We start from the raw sequence: 23,685 nt of genomic DNA, 5'->3' as shown, positions 1-23,685 counted from the left end.
CGGGCCGTCGCGCGGGCGGACTTCGCGCGGGCGGTTTTCAGGCGGACGGTTAGGCGGACGGTTTTCACGGGTGGCCAGGGTCCGTACGGGTCCTGGCCACGCCCTTGTGCCACCCGGCGCGGGCCGGACGGCGACCATGAGAAATAATCCGACCTATGGCCCTATGCCCCATTTGCCGTGTATAAAGGGGCCGCACCAGCCGGGGCTGACCTCCCGGCCGCCGATGACCGGCCCGTGCAACGAGGAATTCTTTACACGAGGGGTACCGAACCATGCGCAGACGCCTTTTCCGGGGCACTCTCATATCGCTGCTCACCGCCTCCGCGGTGGCGGGCCTGATTGCGGTGGCGAGTGCCGCACAGGCCGGTCCCGCCGACACGGTCGACTGCGGGCCGCCGAAGGACGCGGGGGTGGCCGTGCTGGGCGCCGACGGGCGGCTCGACCCCGGAGCGGAGCTGACCAGTCTCAGCAACACCACCAGCGTGGTCATGCAGCCCGACGGCAATCTGGTCCTCTACGCGGTGACCACCCCGGGCGGGCCCAAGCACCTCCTGTGGGAGAGCAAGACGTCGGGCAACCCCGGCGCGTACACCGTGATGCAGGCCGACGGCAACTTCGTCGTCTACCGCGAAGGCGGCGGCCCGGCGGCGGGCGGCGCCCTCTGGAACAGCCACACCTACGGCGCCAAGAACGCCAAGCTGCGGCTCACCTCCGACGGCGATCTCTCCGTCTGGGGTGACAACGGCATGACGGTCAAGTGGTCCACCAGAACACGCGAGTTCTCCCCGGCGCGGTGCGCGCCCACCCCGTCGGCCCCGGACCAGTACATGTGGGCCGGCGTCAGCTGGGCCCAGTCGGCGACGGTCTGGCTGGTGTTCCAGGAGGACGGCGACCTCGTCATCTACCGCAAGCGCGACGGCAAGGCCATCTGGAACAGCGGGACGTCCGGCAAGGGCGCCTGGACCCTGGGCATGGATGCCGACGGCGACCTCGGCATCCGCCCGCCGGACGGCTCCACGTGGCTGTGGCACACCGGCACCGCGGGCAACCCCGGCGCCTACGCCCTGCTTCAGGACGACGGCAACTTCGTCGTCTACCGCAAGGGCGGCGGCCCGACGTCGGGCGGCGCCCTCTGGAACACCGGCACCTTCAAGAACGTCTGACCGGCGGAGGGCACGGCGCCCCCGTGCCCTCCCCCGCCCGGTCCGGCCGCCGCCCGCCCCGTCCGCCGAGCGGCGTCGGCCCTGCGCCACGCCATCGGCCGAGCGCCACCATCGGCCCTGCTCAGCCGTGCGCCATCAGTCGATCCGGGTCACGTCCAGCTCCCCGTCCGCGTACTGCCTGCGCAGCACCTTCTTGTCGAACTTCCCCACGCTCGTCTTCGGCACCGACGGGATCACCGTCCACCGCTCCGGCAGCTGCCAGCGCGCGATCCGTTCGCCGAGGAACGCCTTCAGCTCCGCGTAGCCGGTGCTCACGCCCTCCGCCAGGACCACCGTCGCCAGCGGGCGCTCGCCCCACTTCTCGTCGGGTACGGCGACCACGGCCGCCTCCACCACATCCGGATGGGCCATCAGATGCCCCTCCAGCTCGACCGAGGAGATCCACTCGCCGCCCGACTTGATGACGTCCTTGGCGCGGTCGGTGAGCAGCAGATAGCCGTCCGGGGTGATCGTGCCGACGTCCCCCGTCCGCAGCCAGCCGTCCGGGCTGAACTTGTCCTCGGGGCGCAGCGTTTCGCCGTATGCGCCGCCGTAGTACGCGCCCGCGATCCACGGCCCGCGGATCTCCAGTTCGCCCGCGGCCGCACCGTCCCAGGGCAGCCGCTCACCGTCCGGGCCGATCAGCCGCGCCTCGACCGAGGCGGGGAAGCGGCCCTGGGTGGCGCGGTAGGTCCACTCCGCCTGCTCGTCCACCCCGGCCGGCGGGTGCGAGACGGTGCCCAGCGGCGAGGTCTCCGTCATGCCCCAGGCGTGTACGACGCGGACACCGTGCCGCTCCTGGAAGCCGCGCATCAGGACCGGCGGACAAGCGGAGCCGCCGATGACGACCGTGCGCAGAGAAGCGACGTCGCGTGGGCGCGCGTCCAGTTCGGCCAGCAGGCCCTGCCAGATGGTCGGTACGGCGGCGCCGATGGTCGGGCGTACGGTCTCGATCATCTCGGCGAGCGGGACCGGCTGGAGGAAGCGGTCCGGCATCAGCAGCGAGGCACCGGCCATGAACGCGGCGTGCGGCAGCCCCCAGGCGTTCACGTGAAACATGGGCACTACCGGCAGCGCGATGTCACCGGAGCCGAGCGCGAACGCCTCGGCGGTGTTGACCTGCAAGGAGTGCAGATACAGCGAACGGTGGCTGTAGAGAACGCCCTTGGGGTCGCCGGTCGTCCCGGACGTGTAGCAGAGGGCCGCTGCCTCCCGTTCGTCGATCTCCGGCCAGTCGAAGCTCTCCGGCCGCCCGGCGATCAGCTCCTCGTAGTCGTGCACCCGCGCCCGCGCGCCCACCAGGGCGGAGCGGTCACCGGGACCGGCGACGACGATGTGCTCCAGCGCGGGCAGCTGCGGCAGCAACGGCGCGAGCAGCGGGATCAGGCTGCCGTTGATGAGCACCGTCCGGTCCTCGGCGTGGTTGACGATCCACGCCAACTGCTCCGGCGGCAACCGCAGGTTGAGGGTGTGCAGCACCGACCCCATGGAGGGGATCGCGAGATACGCCTCCAGATGCTCGGCGTTGTTCCACATCAGTGTCCCTATAACGCTCCCCTCGGCGGCTCCGAGGTCACTGAGTGCGTGCGCCAACTGCGCGGCCCGCCGGCCGACCTCCGCGAAGCTTCGGCGCTGCGGCTCGCCCTCGCCGGTCCAGGTGATGACCTCCGACCCACCGTGAACGGTTGAGCCATGGGCCAGAATTCGCGAGACCGTGAGGGGTACGTCCTGCATCGTGCTGAGCACCGGGTGCCTCCGCATGTTACGGGCGGGTAGTGGTGCTGCGATTGTCGGTGCATACCAATCGGCATGTCACGCCCCTTGTGGCGTGTTCTTTACCGCTTACGGGCAGCTTCTGCGACTTCTGCCACTTCCGGCCCTCACCAGCGCGGTTTCCCGCCTCCGCGGACGCCCGGCCGCCGGTGCGGGTGTCCGCTATCTGGCCGGATTCACCTTGTGCACGACGGTGTCGTCGGGGCCGAGCGGGCGTCCGTCGGCGGAGCGGACTTCGAGGGCGGGGACATGAATGCCCTGGCCGCCCGCGCGCGCTGCCAGGGGGCCGCGTGCGCGGGGAGGAGGTGATTGCGAACCGCTCCACCCGGGCTTGGGTGGAGCCACCCCCGCGTACGCGGGGAAGAGGTCTGGGGCGGCCTTCCGAAGGACGCCAATGTAGGGACACCCCCGCACACGCGGGGAGGAGGCCGTGAAGTCTGCGTTCGCCACTGTGGTGGGGGGGGACACCCCCGCACACGCGGGGAGGAGAGCCGAGCCGAAAAGCCGGTGCCAGCCTGGTCGGGGACACCCCCGCACACGCGGGGAGGAGACTACGTGACCAGGAACTTCACCGTCGCCGATCACGGGTTTCAGCAACTTTCGCCGATTCGGGCATTCCGGGCATGGGAAACGGTCGTGCGCCAGACCATACGCCGCGGGTGGTGTCGAGCCGTTCAGAGAGAGGCACGGCCGTTTCTGCTGAAGACGCTACCCCGGCCCGTACGCGCACCGTTGGTGTTTGGGCAGAGGATGCAGATCCTGCGCCAACGTCGAGGCATGTCGACAACGGTCCTCGGTGGCCTGATCGGTATGTCGCCCTCCCGGAGGAAGCCGCGCGGGTCCGGCGCCTCCCCACAGGGCGGCGCCGGACGCTCTGAGCCCGGGGCGTGACCAGATCCCCGCAGCACCCCTGTGGGGATCTGGTCACTGCGGGGGGCACCGCGCGCTCCCCGCCTCCCGCCGGTGCGGGCGTCCGCTATCTGGCCGGATTCACCTTGTGCACGACGGTGTCGTCGGGGCCGAGCGGGCGTCCGTCGGCGGAGCGGACTTCGAGGGCGGGGAGCGGGCGCCCGTGCCGGCTGTCGACCATCTCCGAATGCGGCTCACCCGGTTCGAAGAAGTGGCTCTCGCCCCACTGCCGTAGCGCCACGATGACGTGGAACAGGTCCTCGCCCTTGGGTGTCAGGACGTACTCGTGGTACGCGCTGCCGTCGGACGCCGGGACCATGTCGAGGATGCCGCCTGCGACGAGGGCGCGCAGGCGGGTGGTGAGGATGTTCTTCGCCACGCCCAGACTGCGCTGGAACTCTCCGAACCGGCGGCTGCCGTCGAACGCGTCGCGCACGATCAGCAGCGACCACCAGTCGCCGATCGCATCGACCGACCGGGCCACCGGGCAGTCGCTCTCGTTGAACCGCGTCCGCTTGACCATGGCGTTCTCCGTCGGGGGTGGTCTCCGTGGAGGTTTTCTCCACGGAGGGTTTTCTCCATGAAATGAAGGTTGCAACATGCTACCAGTCCCGGCTAGCGTCAGCCTCGCCAGAAGCGGTAGCAAGATGCAACCGATCTCGACGTAACCGATCCAACCGATCCTCAAGGGGCGCCGTATGACCACCACCGCCGAAGACAGGGACAGGGACAGAGACAGAGACAGGGACAGAGGCGAAGGCGAAAACGAAGCCGCGGGCGAAGGCCCAGGCGAAGGCGCGACAGCGCAGGTCCCCGGCGCGGGCGGTGCCGGTACGCCGAGTGGCGGGCCCGGCCGGGCGGGCGGTCCGGCGCCCAGCCCCACGCCGGACCGCCCCCTCTCCCGCCGCACCGTGCTGCTCTTCGCGGTCGCCAGCGGCGCGGCGGTCTCCAACGTCTATCTCGCGCAGCCGCTGCTGGCCACGCTGAGCCAGGACTTCGGGATCAGCGCGGCGACGATCGGCGCCGTGGTCACCCTCACCCAGATCGGGTACGGGCTGGGGCTGTTCTTCCTCGTGCCGCTGGGTGACCTGGTCGACCGACGGCGCCTCGTCATGACCCAGTTGCTCCTCCTGGCGGCGACCCTGATCGCGGTCGGCACCGCGGCGACCGCGCCGATCCTGCTCTCCGCCATCGCCGCGGTCGGCTTCCTCGCCGTGGTGACCCAGACGCTCGTCGCCTTCGCCGCGTCGCTGGCCGGAGCGGACCGGCGCGGGCGCGTCGTCGGCCTGGTGACCAGCGGCGTGGTCACCGGCATCCTGCTCGCCCGCACCGCCTCCGGCCTGCTGGCCGACCTCGCGGGCTGGCGATCGGTCTACCTCGCCTCGGCCGCCCTCACCCTCGCGCTCACCCTGGCCCTGTACCGCGTACTGCCGCGGCGCACCACGCCCCGCCCCGACCTGCGCTACGGGCAACTCCTGCGCTCCACGCTCGCGCTGTTCGCCCAGGAACGGCTGTTCCGCGTCCGGGCGTTGCTCGCGCTGCTCATCTTCGCCGCCTTCAGCACCCTGTGGAGCTGCGTCGCCCTGCCGTTGAGCGCACCCCCGATGTCGCTGTCGCACACCGCGATCGGCGCCTTCGGTCTCGTCGGCGCGGCGGGTGCCCTCGCGGCGGCCCCGGCCGGCCGCCTCCACGACCGCGGCTTCGCCGGGCCGACCACCGGGATCGCGCTGACCCTCCTGGCCCTGTCCTGGCTCCCCCTCGCCGCCACCCGGCAGTCCCTGTGGGCGCTGGCGATCGGCGCGCTCGTCCTCGACCTCGCCGTACAGGCCGTGCACGTCACCAACCAGAGCCTGATCTACGCCCTGCGCCCGGACGCGGGCAGCCGGCTGATCGGCGGCTACATGGTCTTCTACTCGATCGGCAGCGCGACGGGCGCCCTCGCCTCGACCACCGTCTACGCGCGGGCCGGCTGGGGCGCCGTATGTGTCCTGGGCGCCGTGTTCAGCGCCCTCGCGCTCCTGGTGTGGGCGGTGACCCTGCGCGGCACCACCACCACGGCACGGCGGTGCACCACTACGCCATAGCCGATGACCGCCTTGACCGACGACTGCCATGGCCGATGACCGCCTTGACCGACGACCATCATGGCCATATGGCCCCGGCCGTAACCGGTCTGCCCGTAGCAGCGAATGGTCCGGGGTCGCGGTGGCCGGCCCGTTGACGGCCCGTTGGCGGCCCGCTGACGGCGGCGGGGACGCCGGTGCGCATCCCCCCGGGCTGCCTCCTGGCCTCCCGGGCTGCCTCCCGGCCTCCCGGTACGAGGAAAGGTCTAGCCTCGGCAGCGTAGAGCGATGCGCGATGCGCGATGAGCTGGGAGGAGCGCAGGATGCGGATCACGGTGCTGACGGTTCCGGAGTGCCCGAACGCCCCGCTGGCGGTCGAGCGGGTCACCGCCGCCCTGGCGGGCCGGGCGGCCAGGGTGGAGCTGGTCGAGGTACTCGATCAGGCGCAGGCCACCGAGCTGGGGATGACCGGCTCGCCGACGGTCCTGCTGGACGGAGTGGACCCGTTCGCCCCGGCGGGGGCGGTGCCGAGCATCTCGTGCCGTCTGTACCGGGACGCGGACGGCGCGGTCTCCGGGGCGCCGAATGTGGCGGCCCTGCGCGCGGCCCTCGACGGGGCGGGCCTGCCGGAGACCGCCGTATCGGGCGAGTGCTGCGAGGCGGACGCGCTCGATGCGGTCGGCCGCGGCGGGCGGGGGCGCCGGGCGCCTGCCGAGCGGGGGCTGCGGGCGGTGCACCAGGCAGTAGTCCGGCACTTCGCCGCCACCGGGACCGCGCCCGAGCCGGGCGTGCTGGAGCCGGTCGCCGCTACGGCGGGCCGGACCGCGGTCGAGGTGCTGGACGAGCTGGCCCGGGAGGACTTCCTGACACTGGACGCGCACGGGCGGATCGCGGCCGCCTACCCCTTCTCGGCCGCGCCCACCCGCCACCGCGTACGGATCACCGGCGGCGCCGAGGTGTGGTCGATGTGCGCGATCGACGCGCTCGGCATCCCGGCGATGCTGGGCCGGGACGCGGTGATCTCCTCCACGGACCCGGTGACCGGCGATCCGGTCACCGTCACCGCAGGCGACGGGACGCCGGTCTGGGAGCCGGCGGAGGCGGTGGTGTTCGTCGGTCAGCGCCCCGGCGGCGGCCCCGCGGCCGCGGTCTGCTGCGACGCGCTGAACTTCTTCACCGGCGAGACCACCGCCCGCGCCTGGGCTGCCGAGCACCCGGAGGTGCCCGGCCACATCGTCGGCCGAGCACGCGCCGAGGAGATCGCGGCGGGGACCTTCGGCCCCCTGCTCGCTCCCTGACCCCTCGTTACGTCGCTTCGTTACGTCGCTTCGTTAGGTCGCTTCGTTAGGTCGCTTCGTTACGTTGCTCCGCGGCCCCGCCCGGTGAACGCCCCCGCTGAACGCCCCCGGTGAACGCGCCCGCTGGCCGTCAACGGGCGGGGAGGAGCTCCGAGATCAGCGCGCGGACGCGCCGTTCGATCTCGTCGCGGATCGGCCGGACCGCATCGACGGCCTGCCCGGCGGGGTCGTCGAGCTGCCAGTCCAGGTACTTCTTGCCGGGGAAGACCGGGCAGGCGTCGCCGCAGCCCATGGTGATGACGACATCGGATGCCTGGACGGTCCCGGTGGTGAGCGTCTTCGGGGTCTCGGCCGAGATGTCGATGCCGACCTCGTTCATCGACTCGACGACGGCCGGGTTGACGGTGTCGGCGGGGGCCGAGCCGGCCGAGCGGACCTCGATCCGGCCCTGGCCGAGGTGGCTGAGGAAGGCGGCGGCCATCTGTGAGCGTCCGGCGTTGTGGACGCACACGAACAACACCGACGGCGCGACGGACGGCAACACCACTGGCGGCACCACCAACGGCACGACAGACGACACCACCACTGGCCGCACTGCCGACGACGCGACAGACGACACCACCACAGGCGGCACCGCCGACGACGCGACAGACGACACCACAGGCGGCACTACCGACGGCACCACCCACGGCTCGGCGGTCTCAGACACGGCCGGCTCCTTCCGGGCAGGCCGCCGCATCGACCGCGGGTTCCGGAGCGGCGGGGAAGAAGCGGCGGGCCGCGAGGGCGACGTAGACCAGGCCGATCAGGACCGGGACTTCGATGAGGGGACCGACGACCCCCGCCAGCGCCTGGCCGGAGGAGGCCCCGAAGGTGGCGATGGCGACCGCGATGGCGAGCTCGAAGTTGTTGCCCGCGGCGGTGAATGCCAGCGTCGTCGCGCGCGGGTAGTCGAGGCCGACTGCCTTGCCGAGCGCCATGGATCCGGCCCACATCACGGCGAAGTACACCAGCAGCGGCAGCGCGATCCGCACCACGTCGAGCGGCTTGGAGGTGATCGCGTCCCCCTGGAGGGCGAAGAGCACGACGATGGTGAACAGCAGGCCGTAGAGGGCGAACGGGCCGATGCGGGGGATCAGCTTCGACTCGTACCAGGCTCTGCCCTTGGTCCTCTCGCCCAGTCGGCGGGTGAGGAACCCGGCGGCGAGCGGGATGCCGAGGAAGATCAGGACGGAGCGGGCGATCTCCCACACGGACACGTTCAGTCCGGTGCTCTGAAGTCCGAGCCAGCCGGGCAGGACCGAGAGGTAGAACCAGCCGAGCGCGGAGAACGCGAGCACCTGGAAGACCGAGTTCAGGGCGACGAGCACGGCGGCGGCCTCGCGGTCGCCGCAGGCCAGGTCGTTCCAGATGATGACCATGGCGATGCAGCGGGCCAGCCCGACGATGATCAGCCCGGTCCGGTACTCCGGCAGGTCCGGCAGGAAGACCCAGGCGAGGGCGAACATGATCGCCGGGCCGAGGATCCAGTTCAGCACCAGGGACGGTACGAGCAGACGGCGGTCGCGGGTGACGGTGTCCAGGCGGTCGTAGCGGACCTTGGCCAGCACCGGGTACATCATCACCAGCAGGCCGAGCGCGATCGGCAGCGAGACCCCGGTGACGGTCACCTTCGCCAGCGCGTCGCCCAGCCCGGGAACGAGCCGGCCCAGGCCCAGGCCGACGCCCATCGCGAGCAGGATCCACACGGCGAGGAAACGGTCCAGGAACGACAGCCGGGCCGCCACCGGACCCGCGGCCGTGGCGTCGCGGCTCACGTGGGGAGCCCGGCGGGTTCGGGCAGGGGCTGCCCGGCGGGACGGGTGAGGATCCCGGCGAGCCGGTCGGTCATCTCCGGCAGCAGCCGGTAGTACACCCATGTCCCGCGCCGCTCGGAGGCGATCAGACCGGCCTCGCGCAGCAGCTTGAGGTGGTGGGAGATGGTCGGCTGCGACAGGTCGAACGCGGGGGTCAGGTCGCAGACACACACCTCACCGCCCGCCCGCGAGGCGATCATCGACAGCAGCCGCAGCCGCACCGGATCGCCCAGCGCCTTGAAGACCTTCGCCAGTTCCACCGCCTGGTCCTCGGCCAGCGGCGCGGCCAGCAGCCCGGGACAGCAGCCGTCGACGCCCTCCTGCCCGAGCACCACGAACTCTTGATTCGACATACTTCTATATTGACGTTCTTCGACTCAAAGGGCAACGTTGAATCGAAACACATCAATACACGCCGCTCAGGGAGACCGTCATGGCCCGCGTCCAGCTCGCCCTCAACGTCGCCGACCTCGAAGCGTCGGTGGCCTTCTACGCCAGGCTCTTCGGCGTCGAACCGGCCAAGCGGCGCCCCGGTTACGCGAACTTCGCCCTCACCGAGCCCCCGCTCAAGCTCGTCCTCATCGAGGGCGAGCCCAGCCAGGACACCCGCCTGGACCACCTCGGCGTCGAGGTCGAGAGCACCGGCCAGGTGACCGCCGCGACCGAGCGCCTCAAGGAGGCGGGCCTGGCCACCTTCGAGGAGAACGACACCTCCTGCTGCTACGCCCTCCAGGACAAGGTCTGGGTCCACGGCCCCGGCCGCGAACCGTGGGAGGTCTACGTCGTCAAGGCCGACGCCGACACCATCGGCGAGAGCCCCTTCCGGAACGACGACGCCTGCTGCACCAGCAGCCCGGCCACCGAAGAGCCCATCGGTGACGCGTCCAGCAGCGCAGCCGCCCGGTAGGCGAGTAGGCCGGTAGGCCAGTAGGCGACGACGGCGGAGCGGGCGGAGTGGGCGCCCCTATTGACCACGCGGTCAACTGCGAATAAATTGACCGCATGGTCAATAGCGAAGGGGATCGATTGACAGCGGCGGCGCTCCCGTCGGCACCACTCCCGTCGGCACCGCTCACGATGGTGAAGCGGCTGGTGGGCGCCTACGTGGCGGTCACCCTCGGCACGTTGGTGGCGCTGGCCGTCATGGCGGGGGCGGCACCGTCGCTGGCGACCTCCGAGGCATGGGGGCACGCCGTGATCGTCGCCGTGTTCGCGATCGTGCTGCTGATGAGGACGCGCGCCGCGCTCAAGGGGAGTCGGGCCGGTCTCCGCGCGGTCACCGTCATCGGATGCGTCCTGCTGGTGGTGAATCTCGTCGAGGCCGTACTTCCGGGTGCCTTCCCGCCGTGGATGCGGGTGGAGATGCTGTTCATCGCCGCGATGATGCTGGCCCTGGCCACCCTCGCGGTCCGGGCGCACCGGAATTCGCCGGACGGTCACCGATGACCGGGCCGCAGAACGACAGTGACGGCGTGCCCGGCTCGTCCTTGCCCCCCTCGGGGCCGGGTGCGCGTCGGCAGCGGCTCGACGAGGACCGGCGCCGGGCGCAGATCATCACCGCGGCTGTGGAGGAGCTCGCCGAACGGGGTTATGACGGCCTGTCGTTGACCCGTGTCGCCGCGCGGGCCGGTGTGTCGAAGGGTCTGGTCTGGCACTACTTCGCCGGCAAGGACGACCTGATGGAGTCCACCGCCAAGGCGACGATGACGGTCATCAGGGGCCGTATTGCGGACTCCCTCGACCTGACCGCGCCCGTCCCGGACATCCTCCGCGCGGCCCTGCGCCGGGCCGCGTCCCTGAGCGTCACCCACCGGGTGGAGATGACCGCGCTCAACCACATCACGCACAACCTGCGTCACCCCGACGGCACCCCGCGCCTGACCGTCGACACCTACGAAGAGACCTACCAGGCCGAGGAGTCACTGTTCCGGCGCGGCCAGGCCGAGGGCACCCTGCGGGACTTCGACGTCCGCGTAATGGCCGTCACCTACCAGGGCGCGATCGACATGATGCTCGGCTACCTCGACGCCCATCCCGGCATCGACCCCGACGACTACGCCGGCAAACTCGCGGACATCCTGCTCACCGGCATCCAGCGAAGCTGACGTCCGGGCAGAGCTGACGTCCGGGCAGAGCTGATATCCGATCGGAGCTGACATCCGAGCGGAGCTGACATCCGGCCGGAGCTGCGGCATCCGGGCGGCTCCGCTCAGCTCACTTGGAGCGGTTCCGCGGTGCGGTCGTGGGCACGCCGAGTGTCTTGATCTCCTTCATCGTCAGATGGGATTCGAGGCGGAGCACGGCGGGCAGGCAGCTGAGTTTGCCGGTGAGGAAGTTTTCGTAGGCGGCGTGGTCGGCCACGGCGACGCGGATGAAGTAGTCGGGGCGCCCGTACATGCGGCTGAACTCGATGACCTCGTCATAGGAGGCCACGATGGACTCGAACTCCTCGAAGCTCTTGCGGTCCTGGGCATAGATCTCGACGTCGACGAGGACCTCCAGCCCGCGCCCCATGGCCTCCGGGCTGATGACGGCCCGGTACCCGGTGATGACACCGGCCTCCTCCAGCCGCTTGACCCGCCGCAGGCAGGGCGGCGGGGTCAGGCCGATCCGCTTGGCCAGCTCGACGTTGGTCAGCCGCCCGTCCTGACCGAGATGAAACAAAATTTCTCGATCGACGTCATCCAGGCTCACTTCATTGCTCATAGAGCCATCGTAGAGCGATAAGTAGCAACCATATGAGGCGGGATTCTTCCTAAAATTTCCCTATGCACACAAGTCCTGCCGCTACCGGGGGCCCCTCCGAGCCCGCGCCCACCCCGCCACCCGCGAGACCGTCCGCGACTCCGGCCGCGAGTCCGTCCGCGACTCCCTCCACGACTCCGTCCGCGGCGCGTGCCGCGTTCAAGGACTCCGCGGGCGCCGGCCTGGGATTCATCCCGCTCGGCCTCGCCTTCGGGGCGCTCGCGACCCAGTCGGGCCTGGACTGGTGGTGGGCGGGGCTGTCCGCGACGATCGCCTTCGGCGGATCGTTCGAGTTCCTGCTCATCGGCCTGGTCACCGCCGCGGCCCCACTGGCGGCCATCGCGCTCTCCGCGTTCATGGTGAACGTCCGGCACGTCTTCTACGCGCTCTCCTTCCCCCTGCACCGCATATCCGGCCGCCTCGGCAAGACGTACGCCACCTTCGCCCTGTGCGACGAGGCGTACGCGCTCACCACCGGGAAGCAGGCCCGCTCCTGGTCCAGCCCGCACATCCTGTGGCTCCAGTTCCTCCTGCACCTGTACTGGGCGGGCAGCGCGATAGCCGGAGCCCTGCTCGGCTCCCTCATCCCGGACGGCGTCACCGGTCTGGACTTCGCCCTCACCGCCATGTTCACCGTCCTCGCCCTCGACGCCGTCCGGGACCTGCGCGGCGACCTGCCCACCCCCGTACTCGCCCTGCTCAGCGCCCTGGCCGCCCGGCTCCTCTTCCCGGGCCAACTGCTCCTGGCCGCCTTCGCCCTGTTCACCGTCGCCCTCCTGGCCCGCCACCTCGCCACCGGCAGGAAGCCGACCCATGCCTGACACCCGCTACGCCATCGCCGCCGTCCTCGTGGCCGCCGCCGTCACCTGGGGCCTGCGCGCCCTCCCCTTCGCCGCTCTCACCCCCCTGCGCGCCAGCCGGACCGTCCAGTACCTCAGCACCCGCATGCCCGCCGGCGTCATGGTGATCCTCGTCGTCTACTGCCTGCGCGACCTCCCCCTCCCCCACGCGCGCGCCCTGGCCCCGGCCGCCGCCCTCGCCGTCACCATCGGCCTGCACCTGTGGCGCCGCAACGCACTGCTGAGCATCCTCGGCGGCACGGCCACCCATGTGATCCTGGCCAGCACGGTCTTCGCCCCCTGAGCCCCGCCGCCCGGCGCCGCCGCGGGCCACCGGAGTCCGGCCCCCTCACCAGGTGGGCGTCAGCTCCGCCCACACCGTCTTACGGGGCGGCGGCCCGGTCGTCACCCCCCACCGGTCGGCCAGCGCCGCCACCATCAGCAGACCGCGCCCCGACTCGTCGTCCGGTGACGGGCTGCGGCGGGCGTCGGGCAGCCGGTCGCCCCGGGTGTCGATGGCCTCGATACGGAGCGTGTTCCCGCCCCCGTCGGCAGCGGTGACCGTGACGACGATCCGGAAGTCCCGCCCCGGTACGCGGCCGTGCAGCGCGGCGTTCGCGGCCAGCTCGGCGACGATCTGCGCCGCCGTCTCGAACGGCAGCCCCCAGGACCGGAGTTGCTCGGTCACCAGCAACCGGCCGAGCCGGGCGCCCCGGCGGGTGGCGGAGAGCTGAACGCTGAACTGCCGCACCGGGGCGGGCGGCTCGGCCACCGACCGGGGCCGGGACTGCGATCGCTGCTCAGTTCGGGTTCGCGTGATTTCTTGGTTCACGTCACTCAGCGTGGCCAGTTGTGCTTACGCTGAAAAGTAATGACGCGCGTGCGCACAGTAACTGTCCGGCACGTGGTCCGGATCCGTCCGGGCAGTCCGCCGTGCGGTTCGGCGGCGCGACTCGTTGAGTACGAGCACGACAAGTACGCCACGACGAAGGTGGGCACGCATGAGCGTGGACAGCGACGGTACGGAACGTACGGACTACACAACCGATGGGGCGGACGGCCCCGGCTGGGATCCCGGCCTGGACGACGAAGGCACGGCAGTGCTGAAGGCGATCGGCCGCCAGCTCAAGATGTGGCGGGAGGCGGCCGGGCTCCGGCAGGCGGAGTTCGGCGCGGCGATCGGGTACAGCGACGAGATGGTCTCCTCCGTCGAACGCGGCCGACGCGCCCCGAAGCCGCAGTACCTGGAGAAGGCCGATGAAGTCCTGGGCGCACGCGGCAAGATCGAGGGGATGAAGAAGGACGTCGCGGAGGCCCGCTATCCGAAGAAGGTCCGGGACCTGGCGCGGCTGGAGGAGGACGCGGTCGAGCTGGGCGCCTACAGCAACACCGTTATCCATGGTCTCTTGCAGACCGAGGAGTACACACGCGTGCTGTTCGGCCGACGGCAACCCACGTACGGGGACGACGAGCTCGAACGTCTAGTGGCTGCCCGGATGGCACGACAGGAAATTTTCGAGCGGCGGCCCGCACCGCTACTGACCTTCGTGCAAGAGGAGGCGATGCTTCGGCGTCCAATCGGGGGCAAGATGGTGCTACGACGCCAGCTCGAACGCCTGCTGGAATTGGGCAAGTTGCGGCACGTGGAGATTCAGGTGATGCCCACGGAGACAGAGGAGCACTCGGGAGTCGGCGGCTCGTTCCAGGTGCTGAAGCTCAACGACGGCACGGCACTCGGACACAACGAAGTCCAGCTCACCAGCCGTCTGATCGCCAACCCCAAAGAAGTCCACGTCCTAGAGATGCGCTATGGAATGATCCGGGCACAGGCTCTCAGGTCCCGGGAGTCTCTGGCCTTCATCGAGAAACTGCGGGGAGAGACATGACCCTCAAGCCCACCATCGGAGAAGCTTCCACGCTGGAGTGGACCAAGAGCAGTTACAGCACTGACGACGGCCCCCAGTGCGTGGAAGTGGCTTGGATCAAGAGCAGCTACAGCACCGCCGACGGCCCCGACTGTGTCGAGGTGGCCTCCGCCTCCGACACCATCCGCGTCCGTGACTCCAAGAACATCCATGGTGCGCAGCTCGGCTTCGCACCGACCGCCTGGGCGGACTTCGTCGCGTTCGCCCGTAAGGGCTGACCGGGCGGGTCAGGCCGCCATCGCCAGCTCCGGGTCCTCCCGGAGTTTGGCGAGGGCGCGGGAGACCGCGCTCTTGACCGTACCGATGGAGACCTCCATCACCTCGGCGGTCTGGGCCTCGCTCAGGTCCTCGTAATACCTGAGGACGACCATGGCCCGCTGGCGGGCGGGCAGCCGCATCACGGCGCGCCACATCGCGTCCCGCAGGCCCTGGAGCTCCGCCGGGTCCGGGGCCGGGGTCGGGTCCGGCTCCGGCATCTCGTCGCAGGGGAACTCGTCCACCTTGCGCTTGCGCCACTGGGAGGTGCGGGTGTTGAGGAGCGCGCGGCGCACATACCCGTCCAGCGCCCGGTGGTCCTCTATCCGCTCCCAGGCCATATAGGTCTTGGTGAGGGCGGTCTGGAGCAGATCTTCCGCGTCGTTCGGGTTGGCGGTGAGCGACCGCGCGGCGCGCAGCAGCACCGGTCCCCGGGCCCGTACATAGGACGAGAACGACGGGAACACAGCGGCGGTCGAAGCGCTTGTGCACACTGGCGTGGTCATGGCTCCACGCTAGAAGCGCCGACTGGCTGGATGTATCGCCCCAAGGTGCTGAAGACTTCTCCCCCTGAAGTTGTACAGGTGGTGCTCTCTCCACCTCCTTAGGGCGGACAGCCCGCCTCCTACCCCTAGGAGGAGCCGCCGTGTGAAGGCGTCCCCGCCGGAGGCGGTGCGGGCGAGCCGAGGCGGGCGGCGGGCGGCGCCGGAGGTCAGCCGTCCGCGCCGAGGATCAGGCCCGAGGTAGGGACGCCGGTGCCAGCGGTGACCAGGACGCGGGCCGCGTCCGGGACCTGGTTGACGGAGGAGCCGCGCAGCTGGCGGACGGCCTCGGCGATGCCGTTCATCCCGTGCAGATACGCCTCGCCGAGCTGGCCGCCGTGGGTGTTCAGCGGCAGCGCGTCCGCCGCGACGAAGTCGGCGGCCTCGCCGGGGCCGCAGAAGCCGAACTCCTCCAGCTGCATCAGGACGAACGGCGTGAAGTGGTCGTAGAGGATGGCGACGTCGATATCGGCGGGGGCCAGCCCGGCGGTCCGCCACAGCTGGCGGGCCACCACCCCCATCTCGGGCAGACCGGTCAGGTCGTCGCGGTAGAAGCTGGTCATCTGCTCCTGGGCGCGGCCCGCGCCCTGCGCCGCGGCCGTGATCACCGCGGGCGGGTGGCGCAGCGTGCGGGCCCGCTCGGTCGAGGTGACGACGATCGCCTGGCCGCCGTCGGTCTCCTGGCAGCAGTCCAGCAGCCGCAGCGGTTCGACGATCCAGCGGGAGGCGGCGTGCTCGGCGAGGGTGATCGGCCGGCCGTAGAAGTAGGCGGCGGGGTTGCGGGCGGCGTGCCGGCGGTCGGTGACGGCGACGTGCCCGAAGGCGTCCGGCGTCAGCCCGTACGTGTGGAGGTAGCGCTGTGCGGCCATGGCGACCCAGGAGGCGGGGGTGAGCAGCCCGGCGGGGAGGTTCCAGCCGAGCGCCGCACCCTCGGCGGAGGGCTCGCGCCGCTGGACGCCGGAGCCGAAGCGGCGGCCGGAGCGTTCGTTGAAGGCGCGGTAGCAGACGACCACCTCGGCGATACCGGACGCGACCGCCAGGGCCGCCTGCTGGACGGTGGCGCAGGCCGCGCCGCCGCCGTAGTGGACGCGGGAGAAGAAGGACAGCTCGCCGATACCGGCCGCCTGCGCGACGGTGATCTCCGGGCTGGTGTCCATGGTGAAGGTGACCAGGCCGTCCACGTCGGCGGGGGTGAGCCCGGCGTCGTCCAGGGCGGCCCGCACCGCCTCGACGGCGAGCCGCAGCTCACTGCGGCCGGAGTCCTTGGAGAACTCGGTGGCGCCGATACCGACGATGGCGGCCCGGCCGCCGAGTGAGTCCGCGCGGTGGATGCTCATCGGGGCGCTGCTCCCTGGTCGGTGGGGGCGGTGTCGGGGGTGCTCTCGGGGGCGGTGACGGTGACGGTCGCGGTGCCGGTGACGTGGTGGCCGAGTCCGTTCGTGCCGGTGATCCGGACCTGGGCCGTAGCGCCCTCGACGGCGGTGACCGTGCCGCGCAACACCATCGTGTCGCCCGGGTAGTTGGGTGCGCCGAGGCGGATCGCGAGCTTGCGCAGGACGGTGTGCGGGCCGAAGTGGTCGGTGAGGTAGCGGCCGACGAGGCCATTGGTGGTCAGGATGTTCATGAAGATGTCCGGGGAGCCCTTCTCCCGGGCGGCCTCGGCGTCGTGGTGCACGTCCTGGTAGTCGCGTGAGGCGAGGGCCCCGGCGACGATCAGGGTGCGGGTGATGGGGACGGTGAGCGGCGGGAGTTCGTCGCCGGTCGCGGTCATACGGGGATCCTCTCGCCGGTTGCCGGGCCGCCGTCGCCCTGGTCGCCGCGGCCCCTCTGGTCGCCGCTGCGGTCCATGCCCTCGCCTTCGCCTTTTCCCTGACCCGCGCCTTCGTCTTCGCCCTCGCCTACGCCCTCCCCTTCCGTGAGCAACGTCCCCAGTTCCTCCAGTAGTTGGGCGCCGGAGCCGAGATACGCGTCCAGCTGGCGGCCCCACAGGAAGTGGCGGTGGACGGGGTGGCCGGTATCCGCGCCGATGCCGCCGTGCAGATGCTGGCCGGTGTGCACCACCCGCTTGCCCGCCTCGGACGCCCACCAGGCGGCGGTCAGCGCGTGCGGGGCGGCGTCCAGGCCCGCGTCCCGGCGCCAGGCGGCCTCGTAGGCGGTGACCCGGATCGCCTCGGTGTCCAGGTGGGCGTCGGCGGCGCGCAGCAGGACGCCCTGGTTGGTGGAGAGCGGGCGGCCGAACTGTTCGCGGGTGGTGGTGTGGGTGACCGCGCGCGCCAGCGCACCCGCGCAGACCCCGGCCTGGAGGGCGGCGAAGGCGGTGCGGGCGGTGGCGAGGACGTCGTCGTACGGCGCGGGCCCGGGGTCCTGCCCCGCTTGCCGCGACTCCCCCGGCTCTCCCAGCCGTTCGGCCGGGGCATCCCGCAACGTCAGCCGGCCCGCCGACCAGGGGGCGGTGGTCGCCACCGGTTCGATACCGACGCCCGGACCGGTGGCCCGTACGAGCCACAGCCGGCGGCCGTCGTCCGGGACCAGCAGCAGGGTCGCCGCGTCCAGCCAGGGGACCAGGGGGACGGTGCCGGTCAGCCGCGCGCCCGGACCGGCCGCGTCCCGTACCGCCACCGGGAGCGCGGCTCCCCCGTACCCCGTATGCCCGGCGTCCCCCGAGAACGCGCCGGTCGCCACCGCCGACCCGTCCCGCAGCCCCGGCAGCAGCCGGTCCCGCTGTTCGGCGGTGCCGTGTGCGGCGATCGCGAGCAGACCGTAGACGCAGGTCGCGGCGAACGGTACCTGTGCGGTCGTCCGGCCCTGCTCCTCCAGCAGCAGGGCGAGTCCCAGCAGCCCGATGTCCTCGACCGCGCCCGGCAGCCCGGCCGCGCAGAGCGCCCGCCACAGCTCGGTGTCGGTGGCCGTGCCCAGCGCGCCCAGCCGCTCGGGGGTGGAGAGGTCGGCGAAGATCTCCGCCGCCAGTCCACGCGCGGCGCGCTGCTCCTCGGTAGGCGTGAAGTCCATGTCAGCCCGCACCTCCGGCCCGGAAGAAAGGCAGCTCCAGCTCCGGGTCCACCCGCCGGAACTCCAGCCGTACGGGCATCCCGATCCGCACCTCGTCGTGCGGCACCCCGACCACGTTGCCGAGGATCCGCACCCCTTCCGCCAGCTCGACCAGCGCCACCGCGTACGGGCGCGCGGAGTGCGGGGCCGGGGTGTCCTCGACCGGTCCGGGCGTGGCGAAGGCGGGGAACGGCGGGTGGTGCATCACCACGTACGAGTAGACGGACCCCGCGCCGCCCGCCTCGACGGTGTCCCACTCCGGCGACCCGCATGCCTGGCACCCCGGCAGCCAGGGGAACCGCAGCCGCCCGCACCCGCCGCACCGCTGGATCAGCAGCTTGTGCTCGGCGACCCCGGCCCAGAACCCGGCGTTGTCCCGGTTGATGACGGGGCGCGGCCGTCTGGGGACGGTGCCGGGGGCGGGCTCGGACTTGAGGGCGGGCTCGGGCTTGGGGTCGGGCTCGGGCTTGGGGTCGGGCTCGGACCTGGGGGCTGGCTCGGACCTGGGGGTGGACTCGGGCTTGGGGGCGGGCTCGGGCTCGGGCCGGGGTCCGGCGTCAGGCTGTGAAGTCCGGGCCGCGGGTGCGTACTTGAGGATCCGGAAGCGGTGCGTCCCGGCCAATTCCCCCTCCGCCCGTACGTCCGTCCGCGTCGTCACGAAGTACCCGGTGCCCAGCTTCGTCGTCTTGCGCGCCGACACCGACTCGATGACCGCGTCGAAGGTGATCCGGTCGCCGGGCCGCAGCGGACGCAGATACTCCTGCTCGCAGTCGGTGGCGACGACGGAGCGGAACCCGGCGCCGTCCAGCAGCCCGAACAGTTCGCCGTACGCCGCCGAGCGGTCGGTGCGGCCGGACAGCCCGCCCATCGTCCACGCCTGGAGCATCGTCGGCGGGGCGACGGCGGCCGGGCCCCGGTAGGCGGGGTGGGCGTCGCCCATCGCCTCGCACCAGTGCCTGATCATCGGCTCGTTGACGGCGTCCTTGCCGGTCCCGGCGGTCGCCGCGGCCCGCCCCTCGTAACGCTTGAGCGCCGCGTACAGCGCGTCGCCCGACGGGTCGTACCGCGCGTCGCCCGACGGGGCGTCGGGCCCGCCGGTCGGCGCATCGTCCGGCGAGCGGTCCGGCGAGCCGCCCCGCCCCTCGGCCTCCCTGTTCACCGGCGTCCCCTCCGCATCCCCAGCCGCATCGTCGCCACGATCTCCCGCTGGACCTCGCTCACGCCGCCCCCGAAGGTGTTGATCTGCGCCGCACGGTTCATCCGCTCCAGCTCACCGTCCCCGAAGGCGCCCGGCGATCCGGCGCGGATCGACGCGGCGTCGCCCACCACCTCCTGGCACATCCGGTAGACCTCGACGGTGCTCTCGGTCCCGGCGAACTTGACCCCGGCGGCGTCGCCGGGGCTGAGCGTGCCCGCGCCGACATCGCCGACCAGCCGCCAGTTCAGCAGCCGGGTGGCGGCCAGCCGGGCGTGCGCCTCGGCGAGCCGGGACCGCACCCACGCCCGGTCCGCGGGCCGCCGTCCGGTGCCGGGGTCCCGCGTACGGGCGTGCCGGAGCGCCGCGTCGAAGGCGTCCTCGGCCTGCATCCCGATGGCGGCCAGCGCGACCCGCTCATGGTTGAGCTGATGGGTGATCAGTCCCCAGCCGGCGTTCTCCTCGCCGACGAGATTCCCGGCCGGGACGCGGACGCCGTCGTAGTACGTCGCGGTGGTCGTCAGCCCGCCGACCGTCTCGACCGGCGTCCAGGAGAACCCGGGCGCATCGGTCGGTACGAGGACGATCGAGATGCCGCGGTGTTTGGGGGCGCCGGGGTCGGTGCGGCAGGCGAGCCAGATCCAGTCCGCGTGCTGGGCGTTGCTGGTGAAGCTCTTGCCGCCGTCGATCAGCCAGTCCTCGCCGTCCCTGACCGCGCGGGTGCGCAGCGCGGCGAGGTCCGTACCGGCGCCGGGTTCGGTGTAGCCGATGGCGAAGACGATCGCGCCACTGAGGATGCGCGGCAGGAAGTAGTCCTTCTGGCGCCGGGTGCCGTATTTCATCAGGGTCGGGCCGACGGTGTTCAGAGTGACCATGGAGACCGGCGCGCCCGCGCGGTACGCCTCGTCGAAGAAGACGAACTGCTCGTCGGGCCCGCGCCCCCGGCCGCCATACTCGACCGGCCAGCCCAGGCCCAGCAGCCCGTCGGCGCCGATCCGGCGGAGCACCGCGCGCTGCGCGGCGGCCCCTTCGACCGGTCCGTCGGGCAGCAGCTTCCGGAAGTAGCAGCGGAGTTCGGCACGCAACCGCTGCTGGCGCGCGGTGGGGGCGAGGTGCACGGCGGCGGGCTCCCCTTCTGGTGGCGGCGCGGGCACCCGGTCGGCCCGCCGGACGCACCTGCCGGCCGGACTCGCGTACAGGCCGGTCGGGAGGGCGCGAACTGGCGGGCACGACAACGAGCGAGAGGGTTTCTGACTGTCCGTCAGAAACCCTCTCGCTGTCAAGGTCGGCGCGGGGAACACCAGCGCAGCCCAGCACCCCGCGCCGCACCTCGCTCACCTCCGGTCGGGCGCCGCCCCTCCCGGGCGGCGCCATGGATCACCAGAGGCTGCTGAAGGACACGGTGGCGTTGGACTGGTCGATATAGGAGGGACCGCCGCCGTTCACACTCGCGGTGTTGTTCTGATTCGACGCCCCGGGTCCGTTGGCCACCTGCTGGGTGGAGGTCGAGTTGCCGTGGTTGCTCCCGCCGACGCCGGTGCCCGACTGGCTGGTGGCCGCCGCGCTCGATCCGTCGGTCGCGAGGCCGCCGTTGTCGGCCATCGCCACACCGCTGAAGAGGGCCGCCGCGAGGGGCAGTGCGGCGGCGACGGCGAGGACGCGGGCGGTACGGATGCTTGCCATATTTCTTCCTCCTGCGGAACGGGGACAACAACGCGACAACACTGCGACGCTGCATCTGCCGGAGCCGGCCGGAACCCGCTGGAAGCCACCAGGGACCGCCGTAACTCCGGTTGCGCGCCGGGAAGTTGGCCGTCCTCCACGACTTCCTTCCCGGCGTCGCGGATTCAGAATTGCCCACCGAATCCCCGGCGAATCCGCGGAGAAGGGTCCGTTCCCCCGTAAGTATGAGAAATCCCGGGTAAACCCCCGCCGCGCCCCGACGCCCCCGCGCACACCCCCTCGTACCTGCGACGATCCGCCGCCCGCCGGTGCCGGGCGCGCCACGGATTTCCCCCGCGAACCGCCGGGCGCCCCCTCGGCCGCCGCAGTCCCCCCGGCCCGCTCCGGCCTTGGCCGCCTTCGCTCGGCGGCCGCCGAAAAGAAATCGGATGCGGCCCGCGCCCGCCCCCGGCTATCCTGCGCGCTATGTCTACACCCCGGATTTCCTAGCCAGGACACCCGCTTTCACGCCACCCGTGTGTCTGCTGCCGCCCCGGTGGCCGCTGCCGCCCGGGTTCCTGTCCTTGAGCTGGTGTCCTTGGGCTCGGCCTTGAATGTGCGTCGCGGAGATCGCCTCCTGGAGATCACCTGCTGGTGATCGCGTCCCGGCGATCGCGTCCTCGGCCGCGGCCCGTGAGCTTCTCCGGAGTGTTTTTCCATGATCACCGTGCGCGGTGTCGACGTACGCGTCGGCGCCCGGCTTCTGCTGTCCGACCTCTCCTTCCACATCGCCCCCGGCGACCGCATCGGCCTCGTCGGCCGCAACGGTGCCGGTAAGACCACCCTCATGCACACCCTGACCGGCCAGCTCCCGCCGGCCGGCGGGTCCATCACCCGTACCGGCTCCCTCGGCCATCTGGCACAGGACTCCCGTACGGCCGACCCGGACGTCACCGTCACCGACCGCATCCTGTCCGCCCGCGGCCTGGACCGGGCGGTGCGGGCGCTCCGGGCCGCCGAGAGCGCGATGGCCGCGGCCGAGCGCCCGGCCGACCAGGAGAAGGCGATGGCCGCGTACGCCCGTGCGGAGGCCGCCTTCCAGGCGGGCGGCGGTTACGCGGCCGAGGCCGAGGCGGCCCGGGTCGCCGCGGGCGTGGGGCTGCCGCCGCGCGTCATGGACCAGCCGGTGGGCACCCTCTCCGGCGGCCAGCGGCGCCGCGTCGAACTGGCCCGCATCCTCGTCGCCGACCACGACACGCTGCTGCTCGACGAGCCCACCAACCACCTGGACCTCGACTCCATCACCTGGCTGCGCACCTTCCTGGCGAGCTACCGGGGCGGCCTGGTGATCATCAGCCACGACACCGGCCTCCTGGCCGGCATCGTCAACCGGGTCTTCCACCTGGACCCGCAGCGCACCACGATCGATGTGCACAACACCACCTGGAGCGCGTATCTCGCCCAGCGCGCGGCCGACGAGCGGCGCCGCATCCGCGAACGCGCCAACGCCGAACGCAAGGCGGCGGCGCTGCGCACCCAGGCGGACAAGATGCGGTCCCATGTGGCGACCGCCGTCGCCGCCAAGAACATGGTCCGCCGCGCCGACCGGCTGCTCGCCGGTCTGCAACCGGCCCGGCGCAGTGAGAAGGTCGCCCGGATCCGGCTGCCGGAGCCCGCGCCCTGCGGCCGGACCCCGCTGGGCGCCGTCAGCCTGGCCAAGGCGTACGGCAGCCTTCAGGTGCTGACCGGGGTGGACCTGGCGGTCGACCGGGGCAGCCGGCTGGTCGTACTCGGCCTCAACGGCGCGGGCAAGACGACCCTGCTGCGGATCCTCGCCGGGCACGAAACCCCCGACACGGGCCGCGTCGTCCCGGGGCACGGGCTGCGGCTCGGCTACTTCGCCCAGGAACACGACACCCTCGACCCCGCCCGCACCGTCCGGCAGAACCTGGCCGCCGCCGCGCCGCAGCTGAGCGACGGCGAGGCGCGGCAGGTGCTGGGCTCGTTCCTGTTCACCGGCGATGACGCCGACAAACCCGCCCGGGTGCTCTCCGGCGGCGAGAAGACCCGGCTGGCGCTGGCCGGACTCGTCCACTCCGGGGCGAACGTGCTGCTGCTGGACGAGCCGACCAACAACCTCGACCCGGCCTCCCGCGGCGAGGTGCTGTCGGCGGTGGACCGCTACCCGGGCGCGATCGTGATGGTCACCCACGACGCGGGCGCCATCGAGGCCCTCCGTCCGGACCGCGTCCTGCTGCTGCCGGACGGCACGGAGGATCTGTGGAGCCCGGAGCATCTGGAGCTGGTCGCGCTGGCGTGAGGAGGCGGCGGGTGGGCGGGGCGGGCGGCCATTAGATTGCCGCCGCCCCCCCC

Annotated in this window: 25 protein-coding genes; 11 read left to right on the top strand and 14 right to left on the bottom strand. The window is 71.8% G+C overall.

The annotated features are described in order from the left end of the window. The first annotated feature begins 272 nt into the window (after positions 1-272). Complete coding sequence (locus ACLJWH_RS29455; protein ID WP_411144823.1) at positions 273-1,163, top strand: hypothetical protein; 891 nt, start codon at positions 273-275, stop codon at positions 1,161-1,163. Between the two features lie 135 nt (positions 1,164-1,298). Here ACLJWH_RS29455 and ACLJWH_RS29450 read toward each other — a convergent pair whose 3' ends face one another. After that, positions 1,299-2,948 (bottom strand): long-chain fatty acid--CoA ligase, encoded by a 1,650-nt coding sequence (locus ACLJWH_RS29450; RefSeq protein WP_411144822.1) that lies wholly within the window; start codon positions 2,946-2,948, stop codon positions 1,299-1,301. Between the two features lie 1,003 nt (positions 2,949-3,951). Continuing rightward, entirely contained in the window at positions 3,952-4,407 is a 456-nt protein-coding gene (locus ACLJWH_RS29445) for a winged helix-turn-helix transcriptional regulator (protein ID WP_411144821.1), read from the bottom strand. Positions 4,408-4,795: 388 nt separating this feature from the next. Between ACLJWH_RS29445 and ACLJWH_RS29440 the strand changes: the two genes are divergently transcribed. Further along, positions 4,796-5,968 carry an MFS transporter gene (locus ACLJWH_RS29440; RefSeq protein WP_411144820.1) on the top strand — a complete coding sequence of 391 codons (1,173 nt, stop codon included), beginning with the start codon at positions 4,796-4,798 and terminating at the stop codon, positions 5,966-5,968. 302 nt (positions 5,969-6,270) lie between these two features. After that, the gene (merB, locus tag ACLJWH_RS29435) at positions 6,271-7,245 is read left to right on the top strand and encodes an organomercurial lyase (RefSeq protein ID WP_411144819.1); all 975 of its coding nucleotides are present in this window, start codon (positions 6,271-6,273) and stop codon (positions 7,243-7,245) included. Positions 7,246-7,375: 130 nt separating this feature from the next. On the opposite strand, the gene ACLJWH_RS29430 is transcribed toward merB, so the two are convergent. The 3 genes from ACLJWH_RS29430 to ACLJWH_RS29420 all read right to left on the bottom strand — a co-directional run bounded on the left by ACLJWH_RS29430 (position 7,376) and on the right by ACLJWH_RS29420 (position 9,454). Next, on the bottom strand, positions 7,376-7,786 hold the full coding sequence (locus tag ACLJWH_RS29430; protein WP_411144990.1) for an arsenate reductase ArsC: 411 nt from the start codon (positions 7,784-7,786) through the stop codon (positions 7,376-7,378). Between the two features lie 160 nt (positions 7,787-7,946). After that, the gene (gene arsB / locus ACLJWH_RS29425; protein ID WP_411144818.1) at positions 7,947-9,062 is read right to left on the bottom strand and encodes an ACR3 family arsenite efflux transporter; all 1,116 of its coding nucleotides are present in this window, start codon (positions 9,060-9,062) and stop codon (positions 7,947-7,949) included. Continuing rightward, positions 9,059-9,454: an ArsR/SmtB family transcription factor gene (locus ACLJWH_RS29420; RefSeq protein ID WP_411144817.1), complete on the bottom strand. Its 396-nt coding sequence runs from the start codon at positions 9,452-9,454 to the stop codon at positions 9,059-9,061. The genes arsB and ACLJWH_RS29420 overlap by 4 nt, the downstream gene beginning before the upstream one ends. 80 nt (positions 9,455-9,534) lie before the next feature. Here ACLJWH_RS29420 and ACLJWH_RS29415 point away from each other — a divergent pair, with 80 nt between their 5' ends. From ACLJWH_RS29415 to ACLJWH_RS29405, 3 genes are all read left to right on the top strand, one after another. Beyond that, on the top strand, positions 9,535-10,008 hold the full coding sequence (locus tag ACLJWH_RS29415; RefSeq protein WP_411144816.1) for an ArsI/CadI family heavy metal resistance metalloenzyme: 474 nt from the start codon (positions 9,535-9,537) through the stop codon (positions 10,006-10,008). Positions 10,009-10,103: 95 nt separating this feature from the next. Next, on the top strand, positions 10,104-10,547 hold the full coding sequence (locus ACLJWH_RS29410; protein WP_411144815.1) for a hypothetical protein: 444 nt from the start codon (positions 10,104-10,106) through the stop codon (positions 10,545-10,547). Continuing rightward, positions 10,544-11,206, top strand: coding sequence for a TetR/AcrR family transcriptional regulator (locus tag ACLJWH_RS29405; RefSeq protein ID WP_411144814.1), 663 nt, complete (start codon positions 10,544-10,546; stop codon positions 11,204-11,206). The genes ACLJWH_RS29410 and ACLJWH_RS29405 overlap by 4 nt, the downstream gene beginning before the upstream one ends. A 109-nt stretch (positions 11,207-11,315) precedes the next feature. Here ACLJWH_RS29405 and ACLJWH_RS29400 read toward each other — a convergent pair whose 3' ends face one another. Continuing rightward, on the bottom strand, positions 11,316-11,807 hold the full coding sequence (locus tag ACLJWH_RS29400) for an Lrp/AsnC family transcriptional regulator (RefSeq protein ID WP_411144813.1): 492 nt from the start codon (positions 11,805-11,807) through the stop codon (positions 11,316-11,318). A gap of 62 nt (positions 11,808-11,869) precedes the next feature. Here ACLJWH_RS29400 and ACLJWH_RS29395 point away from each other — a divergent pair, with 62 nt between their 5' ends. Both ACLJWH_RS29395 and ACLJWH_RS29390 read left to right on the top strand, forming a co-directional pair. After that, positions 11,870-12,667: an AzlC family ABC transporter permease gene (locus ACLJWH_RS29395; protein WP_411144812.1), complete on the top strand. Its 798-nt coding sequence runs from the start codon at positions 11,870-11,872 to the stop codon at positions 12,665-12,667. Further along, complete coding sequence (locus ACLJWH_RS29390; RefSeq protein WP_411144811.1) at positions 12,660-12,989, top strand: branched-chain amino acid transporter permease; 330 nt, start codon at positions 12,660-12,662, stop codon at positions 12,987-12,989. The genes ACLJWH_RS29395 and ACLJWH_RS29390 overlap by 8 nt, the downstream gene beginning before the upstream one ends. 45 nt (positions 12,990-13,034) lie before the next feature. Here ACLJWH_RS29390 and ACLJWH_RS29385 read toward each other — a convergent pair whose 3' ends face one another. Beyond that, positions 13,035-13,517 carry an ATP-binding protein gene (locus ACLJWH_RS29385; protein WP_411144810.1) on the bottom strand — a complete coding sequence of 161 codons (483 nt, stop codon included), beginning with the start codon at positions 13,515-13,517 and terminating at the stop codon, positions 13,035-13,037. Positions 13,518-13,686: 169 nt separating this feature from the next. On the opposite strand from ACLJWH_RS29385, the gene ACLJWH_RS29380 reads away from it, so the two are divergent. Beyond that, positions 13,687-14,571: a helix-turn-helix domain-containing protein gene (locus ACLJWH_RS29380; RefSeq protein ID WP_411144809.1), complete on the top strand. Its 885-nt coding sequence runs from the start codon at positions 13,687-13,689 to the stop codon at positions 14,569-14,571. After that, complete coding sequence (locus tag ACLJWH_RS29375; protein ID WP_411144808.1) at positions 14,568-14,828, top strand: DUF397 domain-containing protein; 261 nt, start codon at positions 14,568-14,570, stop codon at positions 14,826-14,828. The genes ACLJWH_RS29380 and ACLJWH_RS29375 overlap by 4 nt, the downstream gene beginning before the upstream one ends. A gap of 9 nt (positions 14,829-14,837) precedes the next feature. Here ACLJWH_RS29375 and ACLJWH_RS29370 read toward each other — a convergent pair whose 3' ends face one another. The 7 genes from ACLJWH_RS29370 to ACLJWH_RS29340 form a co-directional block, all read right to left on the bottom strand. Beyond that, on the bottom strand, positions 14,838-15,371 hold the full coding sequence (locus ACLJWH_RS29370; protein ID WP_387802372.1) for a SigE family RNA polymerase sigma factor: 534 nt from the start codon (positions 15,369-15,371) through the stop codon (positions 14,838-14,840). A 206-nt stretch (positions 15,372-15,577) separates the two neighbouring features. Continuing rightward, positions 15,578-16,744, bottom strand: a complete 1,167-nt coding sequence (locus ACLJWH_RS29365; RefSeq protein WP_411144807.1) for a lipid-transfer protein — start codon at positions 16,742-16,744, stop codon at positions 15,578-15,580. Further along, positions 16,741-17,178, bottom strand: a complete 438-nt coding sequence (locus ACLJWH_RS29360) for a MaoC family dehydratase (protein WP_411144806.1) — start codon at positions 17,176-17,178, stop codon at positions 16,741-16,743. Before ACLJWH_RS29360 ends, ACLJWH_RS29365 begins: the two co-directional genes overlap by 4 nt. Continuing rightward, positions 17,175-18,416 (bottom strand): acyl-CoA dehydrogenase family protein, encoded by a 1,242-nt coding sequence (locus ACLJWH_RS29355; protein ID WP_411144805.1) that lies wholly within the window; start codon positions 18,414-18,416, stop codon positions 17,175-17,177. The genes ACLJWH_RS29360 and ACLJWH_RS29355 overlap by 4 nt, the downstream gene beginning before the upstream one ends. Position 18,417: 1 nt before the next feature. Continuing rightward, positions 18,418-19,614, bottom strand: coding sequence for a bifunctional MaoC family dehydratase N-terminal/OB-fold nucleic acid binding domain-containing protein (locus ACLJWH_RS29350; RefSeq protein ID WP_411144804.1), 1,197 nt, complete (start codon positions 19,612-19,614; stop codon positions 18,418-18,420). Continuing rightward, positions 19,611-20,768: an acyl-CoA dehydrogenase family protein gene (locus ACLJWH_RS29345; RefSeq protein ID WP_411144803.1), complete on the bottom strand. Its 1,158-nt coding sequence runs from the start codon at positions 20,766-20,768 to the stop codon at positions 19,611-19,613. The genes ACLJWH_RS29350 and ACLJWH_RS29345 overlap by 4 nt, the downstream gene beginning before the upstream one ends. A 259-nt stretch (positions 20,769-21,027) precedes the next feature. Further along, the gene (locus ACLJWH_RS29340) at positions 21,028-21,333 is read right to left on the bottom strand and encodes a hypothetical protein (protein ID WP_411144802.1); all 306 of its coding nucleotides are present in this window, start codon (positions 21,331-21,333) and stop codon (positions 21,028-21,030) included. A gap of 697 nt (positions 21,334-22,030) precedes the next feature. Between ACLJWH_RS29340 and ACLJWH_RS29335 the strand changes: the two genes are divergently transcribed. Continuing rightward, complete coding sequence (locus ACLJWH_RS29335; RefSeq protein ID WP_411144801.1) at positions 22,031-23,632, top strand: ABC-F family ATP-binding cassette domain-containing protein; 1,602 nt, start codon at positions 22,031-22,033, stop codon at positions 23,630-23,632. The last annotated feature ends 53 nt before the right edge of the window (positions 23,633-23,685 follow it).

The sequence above is a fragment of the Streptomyces sp. x-80 genome (assembly GCF_046549095.1).
Taxonomy (GTDB): Bacteria; Actinomycetota; Actinomycetes; order Streptomycetales; family Streptomycetaceae; genus Streptomyces; species Streptomyces celluloflavus.
This window is presented reverse-complemented; position numbering and strand designations above follow the sequence as displayed.

Coding starts and splice junctions, on each gene's coding strand:
- ACLJWH_RS29420 (WP_411144817.1), bottom strand. CDS start 9,454: ATGTCGAATCAAGAGTTCGTGGTGCTCGGGCAGGAGGGCGTCGACGGC.
- ACLJWH_RS29390 (WP_411144811.1), top strand. CDS start 12,660: ATGCCTGACACCCGCTACGCCATCGCCGCCGTCCTCGTGGCCGCCGCC.
- ACLJWH_RS29455 (WP_411144823.1), top strand. CDS start 273: ATGCGCAGACGCCTTTTCCGGGGCACTCTCATATCGCTGCTCACCGCC.
- merB (WP_411144819.1), top strand. CDS start 6,271: ATGCGGATCACGGTGCTGACGGTTCCGGAGTGCCCGAACGCCCCGCTG.
- ACLJWH_RS29335 (WP_411144801.1), top strand. CDS start 22,031: ATGATCACCGTGCGCGGTGTCGACGTACGCGTCGGCGCCCGGCTTCTG.
- ACLJWH_RS29395 (WP_411144812.1), top strand. CDS start 11,870: ATGCACACAAGTCCTGCCGCTACCGGGGGCCCCTCCGAGCCCGCGCCC.
- ACLJWH_RS29405 (WP_411144814.1), top strand. CDS start 10,544: ATGACCGGGCCGCAGAACGACAGTGACGGCGTGCCCGGCTCGTCCTTG.
- ACLJWH_RS29355 (WP_411144805.1), bottom strand. CDS start 18,416: ATGGACTTCACGCCTACCGAGGAGCAGCGCGCCGCGCGTGGACTGGCG.
- ACLJWH_RS29380 (WP_411144809.1), top strand. CDS start 13,687: ATGAGCGTGGACAGCGACGGTACGGAACGTACGGACTACACAACCGAT.
- ACLJWH_RS29360 (WP_411144806.1), bottom strand. CDS start 17,178: ATGACCGCGACCGGCGACGAACTCCCGCCGCTCACCGTCCCCATCACC.
- ACLJWH_RS29340 (WP_411144802.1), bottom strand. CDS start 21,333: ATGGCAAGCATCCGTACCGCCCGCGTCCTCGCCGTCGCCGCCGCACTG.
- ACLJWH_RS29370 (WP_387802372.1), bottom strand. CDS start 15,371: ATGACCACGCCAGTGTGCACAAGCGCTTCGACCGCCGCTGTGTTCCCG.
- ACLJWH_RS29375 (WP_411144808.1), top strand. CDS start 14,568: ATGACCCTCAAGCCCACCATCGGAGAAGCTTCCACGCTGGAGTGGACC.
- ACLJWH_RS29410 (WP_411144815.1), top strand. CDS start 10,104: ATGGTCAATAGCGAAGGGGATCGATTGACAGCGGCGGCGCTCCCGTCG.
- ACLJWH_RS29415 (WP_411144816.1), top strand. CDS start 9,535: ATGGCCCGCGTCCAGCTCGCCCTCAACGTCGCCGACCTCGAAGCGTCG.
- ACLJWH_RS29400 (WP_411144813.1), bottom strand. CDS start 11,807: ATGAGCAATGAAGTGAGCCTGGATGACGTCGATCGAGAAATTTTGTTT.
- ACLJWH_RS29365 (WP_411144807.1), bottom strand. CDS start 16,744: ATGAGCATCCACCGCGCGGACTCACTCGGCGGCCGGGCCGCCATCGTC.
- ACLJWH_RS29445 (WP_411144821.1), bottom strand. CDS start 4,407: ATGGTCAAGCGGACGCGGTTCAACGAGAGCGACTGCCCGGTGGCCCGG.